The following is an 11,801-nucleotide window of genomic DNA, read 5'->3' as shown; positions in this document are numbered from 1 at the left end:
GCCGCCGGGGGTGGCGCCCGCGATGGCGCCGCCGCGGCTGCCGAGGGCGGAGCGGACGCGGCCCGGGTCGAAGTTCACCGTGATGCGCCCGGTGTAGCGGGTGGGGCTGGTGCGCTCCTGCTCGATGACGATGGAGGAGACCATGCCCTCGATGCGGCTGTCCGACAGGTTGCCGGCGGGGGCGCCGGCCTCCGCCGCCAGCTTCTCCCAGGCGAGGCGGCGGCCGGAGGCGAGCGCCTTCTCGCGCGCCAGCACGCCGTTCTCGGCGGTGGCCTCCGCCGGGATGCCGCGCTGGGTCAGGTTGGGGGCGCCCGCCGACATGGCGGTCTGGTCGGGGGCGGCGAATTGCGCGAGGGCCGGCGGCGCCGCGAGGGCCGCCGGCACCAGCAGCGCCGCCGCTGTTGCGACGGCCCGGCGCGCGTGGTTGAGTCCGGGCTTCGCCGCCAGTACGGCGCGCGTGTCGCTGCTGCGCAGCATCGGCGTGTGAACCCCCGCTCCATCGCCGGCCGGTGTCGGCCGCGCGGCCCGTGAGCCTACCGCACCGGAGGCCGTCCTGACCAGTTCCCCGCCATCCAGCCTGACCTACCGCGACGCCGGTGTGGACATCGAGGCCGGCGACGCGCTGGTGGAGGCGATCAAGCCGCTGGCGCGGAGCACCGGCCGTGCCGGGGTGGTGGGGGGCTTGGGCGGCTTCGGGGCGGTGTTCGACCCCAAGGCGGCGGGGTTCAAGGACCCGGTGCTGGTGTCCTCCACGGACGGCGTCGGCACCAAGCTCCGGCTCGCCATCGAGGCCGGGCGGCACGACACGGTGGGCATCGACCTGGTCGCCATGTGCGTCAACGACCTGGTGGTGCAGGGGGCGGAGCCGCTGTTCTTCCTCGACTACTTCGCCACCGGGCGGCTCAAGGTGGAGCAGGCGCGGGCGGTGATCGGCGGCATCGCCGAGGGCTGCCGGCGGGCAGGCTGCGCGCTGGTGGGCGGCGAGACGGCGGAGATGCCGGGCATGTACGCCGCCGGGGACTACGACCTCGCCGGCTTCGCGGTGGGCGCGGCCGAGCGCGGGACGCTGCTGCCGCGGGGCGATGCGGGACCGGGGGACGTCCTGCTCGGCCTCGCCAGCTCCGGCGTGCATTCCAACGGCTTCTCCCTCGCTCGCCGCGTGGTGGAGGCGGGCGGGCTCCGGCTCGGCGACGCGGCGCCGTTCGACAGGGGCCGGACCTTGGCCGAGGCGCTGCTGGAGCCGACGCGGATCTACGTCAAGCCGCTGCTGGCGCTGCACCAGGCCGGGCTGCTGAAGGCCGCGGCGCACGTCACCGGCGGCGGCCTGCCGGGCAACGTGCCGCGCGCGCTGCCGGGAGGCGTTGAGGCGGTGCTCGACGCCGGCGCCTGGCCGGTGCCGCCCGTGTTCGGCTGGCTGGCGCGGGAGGGCGGGATCGCCGCGGATGAGATGCTGCGTGTGTTCAACTGCGGGGTAGGCATGGTGCTCGTGGTCGCACCCGAGGCCGCCGAACGGGCCGCGGAAGCCCTGGCTGCCGCGGGCGAGACCGTGTTCCGCGTCGGCTGGCTTGACGCGCGGCCGGGCGCCCCCGCCGCTCTGCGGATCGAGGGGCTGCCGGAGGCTTGGCCGGCAAGATGACATCGCTGGCCCGCCACTCGGCTTTTGTTGACCAACAACGGGCTCCCATCTGTGTTGCTCCTATAAAAGATTGTTTCATATCCGGGGATTTGGCACTCTCTCTACATGGCCAAGCGCTTCGTTCCTGTATTCGTCGCAGCCACAATGGCGACCTGCGTGTCGGTCTGGTTGGTCGCCGATCATTCTTCGAAAGGGTGGAAGGAAGAGAAGGCCGCACGTGAACGCGAATATCTTGTCCAAGACTCTAAACGTCGAAACACTTGGTGGACCGGACGTTGGCCGCCGCCGGACACACCGGTACGCATCGAGAGCCCGTTCGGCCGCTTCACGGTCCCGCTAGCGAATATCGGGGGTCGTGACGAATTCCTGCTCGGGCCGCAACGCTTCGGCCCCTCCGATCCGCTGCCGGATGGCAGCTATCGCTGGGACTCTTTTTCCTTAGCGTTCTGGATGCCCGACGGAGCGGGAGTTTTGACGGACCCAGGCCACCTTCTGGAGCACCGGATGGTCGATCCGGTCGACCTTGGGCGGCGCCGTGCGCCCCTGCGGCCTCGAGAGACCGGCCGCCCCGACCCGTCGCCGGACCGCTACGTCGTCGTGGTGGGCCAGTTCTGCCCAAACGACGGATCGCTGCCGCTGCTACCGCGGCGGCAGCAAGGCGCCACGCTCGTGTTGACCGGCTACGGCTACGGCGCACTCGACATGTACGGATGCCACACCGACAAGCCACCTCCGGGCTGGCTGTCCGTTCCGATTGAGACAGTCGGCCGATCGGGGATGTTCTGCACCCCCGCTTGGGACGTGTGCTTCGGCTGAATCGACCTTGTAGCTGATGGCGTGCGGGCTTTGGCCTATCTGCCCCGCGACGCGGTGGAACAAGTTCCGATGATTGCTGACCGCCTGCATACCCTGCTCGAGGGTTGGAGATCCCCGCATTGATCGATGCTGCCGGTTTTGCGGTTGCCGTTCGCAAACAATCGCTCGGCCGTTTGCGGATCGTTTGTCATCGTAAGCGGTAACCGAGCAGGGCCATTGGCATGAGGTGCAGTCCCCAGGCGGCGGAGCGACGGTGATGGCGAGCGCCCGAAAGCGCACCGCCATCCTGATCTCCGGCCGCGGCTCCAACATGGCGGCGTTGCTGGAAGCCGCAGCGGCGCCGGACTACCCGGCCTCCGTGGCGCTGGTGCTCTCCAACCGCGCCGACGCCGCTGGGCTGGCGCGCGCCGCGGCCGCCGGGGTGCCGACCGCGGTGGTGGAGAGCCGGCTGTTCCGCGGCGACCGCGAAGGCTTCGAGCGGGCGGTGGAGGCGGAGCTGGCGCGGGCCGGTGTGGAACTGGTGGCGCTCGCGGGCTTCATGCGGGTGCTCACCCCCGGCTTCGTCGGGCGCTGGGAGGGGCGGCTGGTCAACGTCCACCCCTCTTTGCTGCCCGCCTTCCCCGGCCTCGACACCCACGCGCGGGCGCTGGCCGCGGGCGTGCGGCTGCACGGCTGCACCGTGCATCTGGTCAGCGCCGGGGTGGACGAGGGGCCGATCATCGCCCAGGCGGCGGTGCCGGTGCTGGAGGGCGACACCGCCGAGGCGCTCGCGGCGCGCGTGCTGGAGCAGGAGCACGCGCTGTACCCGGCGGCGCTGGCTTGGCTCGCCGCCGGGCGGGTGCGGGTGGAGGCGGGCGGGCGGCGGGCGCGCGTCGAGGGCGCGGCGGAACCGCCGCCGGGCCGTGGGGCGCTGCTCAACCCGTGGCCGCGGTAGGCCGGCCCTTGCCGGCGGTCCTGCCCGTCAATAAACCCCCGCCCTGAAACAACGCAGCGGACGGGAGACGATGGCCGTGGCCGACCAGGGGGACCAATACGACTTCGCCTCGGACGAGGCGAAGGAGATGGTGGCGGACCGCGAGCGCAGTTGGAACAGCTTCACCAGCGCCGTTGTCTGGGGCGTGGGCATCACCGTGGTCCTGCTGCTGGCGCTGCTCCTGTTCGTGGCCTGACGGGGCCGGGGACGGTCCCCGGCCGCGCCCGCCCGTTCAGCCGGTGATCTCGATGCCGGCGAAGAAGAAGGCGATCTCGGTGGCGGCGTTCTCGGCGCTGTCGGAGCCGTGGACGCTGTTGGCCTCGATGCTCTCGGCGAACTCCTTGCGGATCGTGCCCGGGTCGGCGTTGGCCGGGTTGGTGGCGCCCATCACCTCGCGGTTCTTCGCCACGGCGTTTTCGCCTTCGAGCACCTGCGCCACCACCGGGCCGCTGGTCATGAAGGAGACGAGGTCCTTGTAGAAGGGCCGCTCCTTGTGGACGCCGTAGAAGGCGCCGGCCTGGGCCTCGGTCAGCCGCAGCCGCTTCTGCGCCACGATGCGCAGCCCCGCTTCCTCGAACTTGGCGTTGATGCGGCCGGTGAGGTTCCGGCGCGTCGCGTCCGGCTTGATGATGGAAAGGGTGCGCTCGGCGGCCATGGAGGGTCCTTCGGGTCGGTTTGCGGTGCGGCGCCCGATAGGCGACGGGCGGGGACGGGGCAAGCCCTGGCGCGTTGCGCCGGGGAGGCGACAACGGGAGACGACGCGACATGGTCGACCAGGCGAAGGACGGTGGCGAAGCGCCGCGGGACACCTACATGCCGAAACCGCCTTCCAAGGAGGAGGTGGACCAGGTGAGCCGGGAGCAGGGAATGATTTCGGACGAATGGACGGGCGAGCCGCCGGCGGACGGCGGTGAAGCGCCGAACGGGAAGGGCTGACGGCCCGAACCGGGCCGGGCGGGGTCGCCGTTCGCCTTGCTTCCTTACTGCCTTGCCATCTTACTGCGGTACTACCTTACTTCCTTACCCATCCGTGCTGGCGTTTGCCGGACGAATCCGGCCGCTATGCCCCGGGGGCCGTTAGGCCCGCATTTGTGGGACGGGTCATGCGCAGCCCCGGCGAAGGGTTTCGACCTCGGTTTCCGCGCTCGCCCAAGTTCTGGGGACGCCGCGGGCGCAACTGGGGATATCGACAGGGCATCGTAGCGCGTTCGTTGCCGGAATGCGAGCGCGTTCCCGGCGGAGCGGTGGGAACGGGGGTCGGAGGTGGATTCCTCCCAACTCCGGGCCGGCTCCTTCCACTCACCCGGATGTTCCTTGCCGTCGCACGGAAACGGACGGCACGTCGCGCGAGCGGCACGACGAGTGGGGGAAGCCATGAACGATACGCATTCAGGCGCGTGCTTCTGCGGCGCGGTCGAGGTCCGCGCGACCGGGCAGCCCGTCGCCATGGGGTATTGCCACTGCCGATCTTGTCGTTCCTGGTCCGGGGGACCGGTGAACGCCTTCACCCTCTGGACGCCGGAGGCCGTAGAAGTGGTCAAGGGCGCGGAGAACGTGGCGACCTACAACAAGACGGAGATGAGCCATCGCAAGTTCTGCCGGCTTTGCGGCGGGCACCTGATGGCGGCGCATCCCCCGTTGAACATGGTGGACGTCTTCGCCGCGACCATCCCGGGGCTGGCCTTCACGCCGGGCGTGCACGTCAACTACGCCGAGACTGTGCTGCCGATGCGCGACGGGCTGCCGAAGCTGAAGGATTTCCCGGCGGAGTTCGGCGGCTCCGGGGAAACCGTGCCGGAGTGAGGCCGCCCGGGTCCGCGCCGGCCGCGCCGCGCGCGCCAGGGCGGCGGGACGGTCAATCGGACCGGGAAGCCCGCGCCGCCTTCATGGCGGCCACCAGACGGTCCTCCTCCTGCGGCGGGGGTGGCGGGTCCGAGGCGCCGGCGCGGCGGGTGAGGGAGACCGTGCGCATCAGTTGGCGCAGGTAGTTCCGGCAGTTCGGGCAGATGCGCAGGTGCGCCCACACGGCGAACCGCTCGCGCCGCGGCATGGCCCCTTCTAGGTACTCGGTCGCGTTCTCCGCGACCTCTTGGCAGGTCGGCATCGATCCCGTCCTCGGCGGTCGTTTTTGCATGTCCGGCGACGGGCCGCTCCGTTACGCCCGTTTCCCGAAGGTGGAGCGCTTTGGGAGCGCTTCGGGTTCGACCAGCGCCGCGGCCGCGTCCCGCAGCCGGACGCGGGCCCGGTGGAGCAGCACCCGCATGTTGGCCTCCGAGATGCCGAGCGCGGCGCAGATCGCCGCGGGCTCCTGGCATTCCACGTCGCGGAGCAGCACCACGGCGCGCTGGGCGGGCGGCAGGGCGTCCAGCGCCTCGCCGACGCGGGACAGGAGCTGGCGGTCGCCCGCCTCGCGCTCGGGCGTCAGGGCGGACCACGCGCCGAACCGCTCGGCCCAGTGGCCGTCGGGCATGAAGCGCTCCGGCTCCAGCGCCGGGCCTTCCGCTTCGGCGCGGGCCATGTCGGCGAAGCTCACCACGCGGCCGTCGCGGGCGGCGCGCGTCCTCGCCTTGTTGACGACGATGCCGGCGATCCAGGCGCCGAGTGGCGCTTCCCCGGAGTAGTTGCCGAGGCTCGTGACCACCACGACCCAGGCGTCCTGCACCGCCTCCTCCGCGCGGGCGCGGGCGCCGGTGAAGACGGTGGCGAGCCGCACAAGGCGCATGTGGTGCCGGCGCACCAGCGCGCGGAAGGCCGCTTCGTCGCCGGCGCGGAGGCCGGGCAGCAACGCGGCGTCTTCGTCCGGAGCCACGGGCCGCCCTCCCTCCGCGCCGACCGGTTGGTTGCCGCCGGTCCGGAAAAAAACACGTCCGGCCGTGTAACGCCAGCCGCGGCGGCGGGAATGGACGGTGTCGAAGGCGCGGCGGCAGCGGCCGGAGCGCCGGGGACGCGACACGATCACCGGGCCGCCCGGAGCGGGCCCGGCGACAATGGAGGACCACGATGCGCAAGACCCTGATCGCCTTGACGCTAGCCTTCGCCGCCGCCGGCGGCGCCCCCGTCCTGGCGCAAGGCACCGCGCCGGCGCTGCCGATGCAGATCGGCCAGCGCGTCCAGCTCGGCCCCATGATGGGCGAGCGGATCGTGCGCGAGGTGATGGTCAGCCAGGGCGGCGGCGGCCTCACCGTGGTCTACGACGCGCCGGCCGGCCAGCCGGAATCGAAGCGCGTGCTGCGGCTGGAGAACGTGAACGGGATGCTGGAGGTGATCTACGACACGGCGATGCCGAGCACGATGGCGCTGGGTTCCGGCGGCACGCCGCGGCTCGTGCAGGGCGGCGGCGGCATGTACTCCGTCGAGTACGGCAACCGCTGACGCATCCGGCGCGGCGCCCGCGCGCCGCGCCTCCCCCGTTGACCCGGAGTCCCGCCGACATGGACACCGCCGCCCGCTTCCCCTCCGCCGACCGCGTCCTCAAGCTGCTGGCCTGGCCGGCCGCGATCTGGATCGCCTGCGAGCTGCTCTGGTACGAGCAATACAAGCTGACCGGCAACGAGGGCTCGGTCTACCTGTTCACCATCCTCTCCGACTGGCTCGGCACGCCGGGCGGCGAGAAGCCGTTCCGCTTGTTCGTGGCGGTCATGGAGATCGCCGCCTCGGTGCTGGTGCTGATCCCGCGCACGCAGGCCTTCGGCGCGCTGTTCGCGCTCGGCATCATGTCCGGCGCCATCTTCTTCCACACCGTCAGCCCGCTCGGCATCGACCCCTACGGCGACGGCGGCACGCTGTTCAAGGAAGCCTGCTTCACCTGGGCGATGGCGGCCTTCATCTGCTTCGCGCGGCGGGACGAGTTGCTGGCGCTCGGCCGGCGCCTCCTCCGCGGCACGGGGGCTGTCGCCGCCTGACATCCGCCCCACATGGGGCGGCGGGCGAGGCCCGCCGCCTCCCCGTGCCCCAGCGCAGGCCGCCGCCGATGCCCCTTGCCGCCGACGCCCTGCCGCCCGCGCGCCCGCCGCGCGACCTGCGCCTCGACATCGTGCGCGGCTGGATGCAGGTTTCGATCTTCGTGTCGCACATCGCGGGTACGGCCTTCGCCTGGGGCATCCACGCGGCCTGGGGGCTGTCGGACAGCTCCGAGCAGTTCGTGCTGCTGTCCGGCTTCACCCTCGGCTCGGTGTTCGCGCTGAAGGCGGCGCGGGGCGGCTTCGGCGCGGCGCGGTCCGACATGGCGCGACGGACGCTGCGGCTCTACGCCACGCACCTCACCGTGTTCTTCATGTTTGCCGCGCTCGTGCTCTGGGCGGAGATGTGCGTGCCGTTGCCGGGCGGGGTGGAGCGGCTGGGCTGGTCCTTCCTCGTGGAACGGCTCTGGCTGGCGCTGCCCGCCGCCTTCGCAATGCTCTACCAGCCGGCCTTCATGGGCATTCTGCCGGTGTTCGTATGGTCGATGCTGCTGCTGCCGGCGTTCATGTGGGCGGCGGCGCGGGCCGGCGGCTGGGCGCTGGCCCCTGCCGTGGCGGCTTACGTTGCCGTGCAGCTCGGGTTGCTGGAAACGCCATCGGTCGGCGGCACGGGCATCGCGTTCGAGCCTTTCGCCTGGGCGGCGCTGTTCCTCGGCGGCGCGCTGGCCGGGCGTCGGGCGCTGCTGGCCGGGGAAGGCGTGCAGCCCCGCCGGTGGCTCGTGGCGGGCGCGGCGGCGGTGGTGGCCGCGGGGTTCTGGGCGCGGCTCGTCGGGTACGGCGTCCTCCCCGGCCCGGAGGACCCGGTGGCGGTGGCGATGCACAAGGAGGCCCTGGCGCCGGCACGGCTGCTGCATGCGCTCGCGCTGGCCTACCTCGTCGCCGCGCTGGTGCCACGGGAGGCGGCTTGGATGCGGTTGTGGCCGGCGCAGGCGCTGGCCGCGATCGGGCGGCACAGCCTGCGGGTGTTCTGCGTCGGGCTGTTCCTGGCCTGGGGCGCCTCGACGGCGTTGGCCCGCTGGCCGGAGGACGCGGCGTGGCTGGACCCGCTCTTGGTGCTGGGCGGCGCTGGCGCGCTCGCGGCGGTGGCTTGGGCTTCGGACGGCTGGCGGCGCTGGTGGCCTCAGCGCGTCGGGCGCGGCGGCGTCGCCGAGTAGTCGTAGAAGCCGCGGCCCGACTTGCGGCCGAGCCAGCCGGCCTCGACGTGCTTGGCGAGCAGCGGGCAGGGGCGGTACTTCGGGTCGCCGAGGCCTTCGTGCAGCACGCGCATCACGCTCAGCAGCGTGTCGAGGCCCACGAAATCCGCCAGTTCCAGCGGCCCCATCGGGTGGTTGGCGCCGAGCTTCATGCCGGCGTCGATTGAGGCGACGTCGCCCACGCCCTCCATCAAGGCGTAGATGGCCTCGTTGATCATGGGGCAGAGGATGCGGTTGACGACGAAGCCGGGGTAGTCGGCCGCCTCCACCACCGTCTTGCCCATGCGCTCCGCCAGCGCGCGCACGCGGGCGACGGCCTCCTCCTCGGAGGCCAAGCCGCGAATCACCTCCACCAGCTTCATCATCGGCACGGGGTTGAAGAAGTGCATCCCGAGGAAGCGGCCCGGCCGGTCGGTGGACGCGGCCAGCCGGGTGACGGGGATGGAGGAGGTGTTGGTGGCGAGGATCGCGTCCGGTCGCAGCTTCGGGCAGAGCGCGGCGTAGATCTTCTGCTTGACCTGCTCGTTCTCGGTCGCGGCCTCGATGACGATGTCGCAGTCGCCGAAGCGGGAATTGTCGGTGGCGGTGGCGATGCGCTTCAGCGCCGCGTCGCGGTCGGCGGCCTGGACGCCGCCCTTCTGCACCTGCCGGTCCAGGTTCTTGCCGATGGTGGCCAGCGCCTTCTCCAGCGCCGGCGCGTGGACGTCCATCAGCACCACGTCCAGGCCCGAGAGCGCCGCCACGTGGGCGATGCCGTTGCCCATCAGGCCGGCGCCGATGACGCCGAGCTTGTCGATTCCCGCCATCGCCCCGCCCCCCGCACGCTACTTCTTGTCGAGTTCGGTGGAGAACTCAGGCATCACCTTGAACAGGTCGCCGACCAAGCCGTAGTCGGCCACCTGGAAGATCGGCGCCTCCTCGTCCTTGTTGATGGCGACGATGACCTTGCTGTCCTTCATGCCGGCGAGGTGCTGGATGGCGCCCGAGATGCCCACCGCGATGTAGAGGTCCGGCGCCACGATCTTGCCGGTCTGCCCGACCTGGTGGTCGTTGGGCGCGTAGCCGGCGTCCACCGCGGCGCGGGACGCGCCCACCGCCGCGCCGAGCTTGTCCGCCACCGTTTCGACCAAGTGGAAGTTCTCGGCGGAGCCCATGGCGCGGCCGCCGGAGATGACGACGCGCGCGGCGGTCAGCTCCGGCCGCTCGCTCTTGGCGATCTCGGCGCCGACGAAGGAGGAGACGCCGGGGTCCTCGGCCGGCTGCGCGTCTTCGACGGGGGCGTTGCCGCCCTCGGCGGGCACCGGGTCGAATGAGGCTGCCCGGACCGTCAGCACCTTCTTCTCGTCCGAGGTCTTCACCGTCGCCAGAGCGTTGCCGGCGTAGATGTAGCGGCGGAAGGTGTCCGGTCCCTCGACCCCGGCGATCTCGCTGATCACCTGCACGTCGAGCAGCGCGGCGACGCGCGGCATGACGTTCTTGCCGCCGGCGCTCGCCGGGGCGAGCAGGTGCGTGTAGTTCGGCGCCAGCGACACCAGCAGCGCCGCGGTGGGCTCCGCCAAGCCGTGCTCGTAGGCGGGGCCGGCGGCCTTCAGCACCTTGGACGCGCCGGGCAGCTTGGCCGCGGCCTCGGCGCCCTCGGCGCCCAGGACGAGGACGTGGACGTCCTTGTCGATCTGGCCGGCGGCGGCGACGGTGCAGCGGGTGGGCTGGCTGATCTCCGAGCCCGTTTGGTCGGCGAGGACGAGGACCGGCATTCTCAGATCACCTTCGCTTCGTTGCGCAGCTTGTCCACCAGCTCCTGGACGGAGCCGACCTTCTTGCCCGCTTGCCGCTTCGGTGGCTCCTCCACCTTCAAGGTGGAAAGGCGCGGCGCGGGGTCCACGCCGAGGTCGGCGGGCGTCACCGTCTCGATCGGCTTCTTGCGCGCCTTCATGATGTTGGGCAGCGAGGCGTAGCGCGGCTCGTTCAGGCGGAGGTCGGTGGTGACGATGGCGGGCAGCTTGAGCTGCACCGTTTCCAGGCCGCCGTCAATCTCCCGCGTCACCTTCAAGCCGCCGTCGGCCTGCTCGACCTTGCTGGCGTAGGTGCCCTGCGCCCAGCCGAGGAGGGCCGCCAGCATCTGGCCGGTGGCGTTCATGTCGTCGTCGATGGCCTGCTTGCCGAGGATGACGAGGTCGGGCTTCTCCTTGTCGACCAGCGCCTTGAGCAGCTTGGCGACGGCCAGCGGCTCCAACCCGCCCTCGTGCTGCACCAGGATGCCGCGGTCGGCGCCCATGGCCAGCGCAGTGCGGATCTGCTCCTGGCACACCGTGGGGCCGCAGGAGACGGCCACGATCTCCTTGGCGATCCCCTTCTCCTTGAGGCGCACCGCCTCCTCGACGGCGATCTCGTCGAAGGGATTCATGGACATCTTGACGTTGGCCGTCTCGACGCCGCTGCCGTCCGCCTTCACGCGGACCTTCACGTTGTAATCGACGACCCGCTTCACGGGGACGAGCAGCTTCATGGCGTTTGCCGTTTCCTGCCTGTGTGTTCCTGGCGCCGCGGCGGCGCTCCTGTGGGGGCGGGCCGGCGGGCGGGCGCTGCCTGTCGGACCCGGGGCGGCGCGCCATCAGCGGGAAAATAGGGGCGGGCGCCGGGCTGTCAAAACGGTGGCGCGCCCCGCGCCGTCAACTCCGGGTCAGGAGCAGCAACAGCGCGAAGAGGGCGATCGTGGCGCCCTGCAACAGGACCCGCCAGCGCATCAGCGTGTTGGACAGCCCGCCGGCGCCTTCCCGCGCGAGGCCGAGCATCCCGGCAAACAGCGTGCCCAGCGTGGCCAAGAGGCCGAGGACGACGAGGATCGTGAGCAGTGTTACCATCGGATGGATTTGGCGACGGCGGCGCCGGCCGCAATGGCGGAAAGGCCCTCCGGCGCCATCGCGGGCCTTGACCCGACCGGGCCGAATGGGGTTGTTCCGAGCCCATGCGTCTCACCGAACGAACGATCCTTCTGCTGACCCTTCTCGCCTGTTGGTTGCCAACTCCGGCGTGGTCGCAGACCGCGCCAGCGCCGCAACAACAGGCGCCCAGGCCGGCGGCCCCGGCGCCGGCCCTGAGCGGGGCGGAAGCGGACCGGTTGTCCGCCCTGTTGCGGGACGAGGGCCGGCGGGCTGAGCTGCTGCGGACGCTGGAAGCGCTTTCGGCGGCCAGCCGCGCCCAATCCGGCGCCGCGGGCGGCGCCG

17 protein-coding genes are annotated in these 11,801 nt (G+C 71.7%); 9 read left to right on the top strand and 8 right to left on the bottom strand.

Annotated elements, in window-relative coordinates:
* A partial coding sequence (locus ABD067_RS24425) for a hypothetical protein (RefSeq protein WP_343898032.1) occupies nt 1-477 on the bottom strand: 477 nt, incomplete at its 3' end.
* A 76-nt stretch (nt 478-553) separates the two neighbouring features.
* Between ABD067_RS24425 and purM the strand changes: the two genes are divergently transcribed.
* The 4 genes from purM (at nt 554) to ABD067_RS24405 (ending at nt 3,621) form a co-directional block, all read left to right on the top strand.
* Nucleotides 554-1,636, top strand: a complete 1,083-nt coding sequence (gene purM, locus ABD067_RS24420; protein WP_343898036.1) for a phosphoribosylformylglycinamidine cyclo-ligase — start codon at nt 554-556, stop codon at nt 1,634-1,636.
* Between the two features lie 105 nt (nt 1,637-1,741).
* Entirely contained in the window at nt 1,742-2,452 is a 711-nt protein-coding gene (locus ABD067_RS24415) for a hypothetical protein (protein ID WP_343898031.1), read from the top strand.
* 256 nt (nt 2,453-2,708) lie between these two features.
* Nucleotides 2,709-3,386: a phosphoribosylglycinamide formyltransferase gene (gene purN / locus ABD067_RS24410; protein WP_343898030.1), complete on the top strand. Its 678-nt coding sequence runs from the start codon at nt 2,709-2,711 to the stop codon at nt 3,384-3,386.
* A gap of 76 nt (nt 3,387-3,462) precedes the next feature.
* Entirely contained in the window at nt 3,463-3,621 is a 159-nt protein-coding gene (locus ABD067_RS24405; RefSeq protein ID WP_343898029.1) for a preprotein translocase subunit SecE, read from the top strand.
* 36 nt (nt 3,622-3,657) lie between these two features.
* Here ABD067_RS24405 and ndk read toward each other — a convergent pair whose 3' ends face one another.
* Complete coding sequence (gene ndk, locus ABD067_RS24400) at nt 3,658-4,080, bottom strand: nucleoside-diphosphate kinase (RefSeq protein WP_343898028.1); 423 nt, start codon at nt 4,078-4,080, stop codon at nt 3,658-3,660.
* Nucleotides 4,081-4,190: 110 nt separating this feature from the next.
* Here ndk and ABD067_RS24395 point away from each other — a divergent pair, with 110 nt between their 5' ends.
* Both ABD067_RS24395 and ABD067_RS24390 read left to right on the top strand, forming a co-directional pair.
* Nucleotides 4,191-4,361 carry a hypothetical protein gene (locus tag ABD067_RS24395; protein WP_343898027.1) on the top strand — a complete coding sequence of 57 codons (171 nt, stop codon included), beginning with the start codon at nt 4,191-4,193 and terminating at the stop codon, nt 4,359-4,361.
* Nucleotides 4,362-4,799: 438 nt separating this feature from the next.
* Nucleotides 4,800-5,228: a GFA family protein gene (locus ABD067_RS24390; protein WP_343898026.1), complete on the top strand. Its 429-nt coding sequence runs from the start codon at nt 4,800-4,802 to the stop codon at nt 5,226-5,228.
* A 52-nt stretch (nt 5,229-5,280) separates the two neighbouring features.
* Here the strand turns inward: ABD067_RS24390 and ABD067_RS24385 are convergent, their stop codons facing one another.
* Together ABD067_RS24385 and ABD067_RS24380 are read right to left on the bottom strand one after the other, a co-directional pair.
* Complete coding sequence (locus ABD067_RS24385; protein WP_343898025.1) at nt 5,281-5,529, bottom strand: zf-HC2 domain-containing protein; 249 nt, start codon at nt 5,527-5,529, stop codon at nt 5,281-5,283.
* Between the two features lie 51 nt (nt 5,530-5,580).
* Nucleotides 5,581-6,234 carry an RNA polymerase sigma factor gene (locus ABD067_RS24380; protein ID WP_343898024.1) on the bottom strand — a complete coding sequence of 218 codons (654 nt, stop codon included), beginning with the start codon at nt 6,232-6,234 and terminating at the stop codon, nt 5,581-5,583.
* Nucleotides 6,235-6,425: 191 nt separating this feature from the next.
* Between ABD067_RS24380 and ABD067_RS24375 the strand changes: the two genes are divergently transcribed.
* The 3 genes from ABD067_RS24375 to opgC all read left to right on the top strand — a co-directional run bounded on the left by ABD067_RS24375 (nt 6,426) and on the right by opgC (nt 8,538).
* Complete coding sequence (locus tag ABD067_RS24375; protein ID WP_343898023.1) at nt 6,426-6,797, top strand: hypothetical protein; 372 nt, start codon at nt 6,426-6,428, stop codon at nt 6,795-6,797.
* A gap of 59 nt (nt 6,798-6,856) precedes the next feature.
* Nucleotides 6,857-7,327, top strand: a complete 471-nt coding sequence (locus ABD067_RS24370; protein WP_343898022.1) for a hypothetical protein — start codon at nt 6,857-6,859, stop codon at nt 7,325-7,327.
* Between the two features lie 68 nt (nt 7,328-7,395).
* The gene (gene opgC / locus ABD067_RS24365; protein ID WP_343898021.1) at nt 7,396-8,538 is read left to right on the top strand and encodes an OpgC domain-containing protein; all 1,143 of its coding nucleotides are present in this window, start codon (nt 7,396-7,398) and stop codon (nt 8,536-8,538) included.
* Here the strand turns inward: opgC and ABD067_RS24360 are convergent.
* From ABD067_RS24360 to ABD067_RS24345, 4 genes are all read right to left on the bottom strand, one after another.
* Entirely contained in the window at nt 8,505-9,383 is an 879-nt protein-coding gene (locus ABD067_RS24360; protein ID WP_343898020.1) for a 3-hydroxybutyryl-CoA dehydrogenase, read from the bottom strand. The genes opgC and ABD067_RS24360 overlap by 34 nt on opposite strands.
* Before the next feature lie 18 nt (nt 9,384-9,401).
* Complete coding sequence (locus ABD067_RS24355; protein WP_343898019.1) at nt 9,402-10,331, bottom strand: electron transfer flavoprotein subunit alpha/FixB family protein; 930 nt, start codon at nt 10,329-10,331, stop codon at nt 9,402-9,404.
* A gap of 2 nt (nt 10,332-10,333) precedes the next feature.
* Complete coding sequence (locus tag ABD067_RS24350) at nt 10,334-11,083, bottom strand: electron transfer flavoprotein subunit beta/FixA family protein (protein WP_343898018.1); 750 nt, start codon at nt 11,081-11,083, stop codon at nt 10,334-10,336.
* Nucleotides 11,084-11,246: 163 nt separating this feature from the next.
* Complete coding sequence (locus tag ABD067_RS24345) at nt 11,247-11,438, bottom strand: twin transmembrane helix small protein (protein ID WP_343898017.1); 192 nt, start codon at nt 11,436-11,438, stop codon at nt 11,247-11,249.
* Nucleotides 11,439-11,801 lie beyond the last annotated feature (363 nt).

It is taken from the genome of Craurococcus roseus (genome assembly GCF_039523795.1).
Classification (GTDB): Bacteria; Pseudomonadota; Alphaproteobacteria; order Acetobacterales; family Acetobacteraceae; genus Craurococcus; species Craurococcus roseus.
Note: the sequence above shows the minus strand (reverse complement) of the source record. Positions and strands in the feature narration are given on the sequence as shown.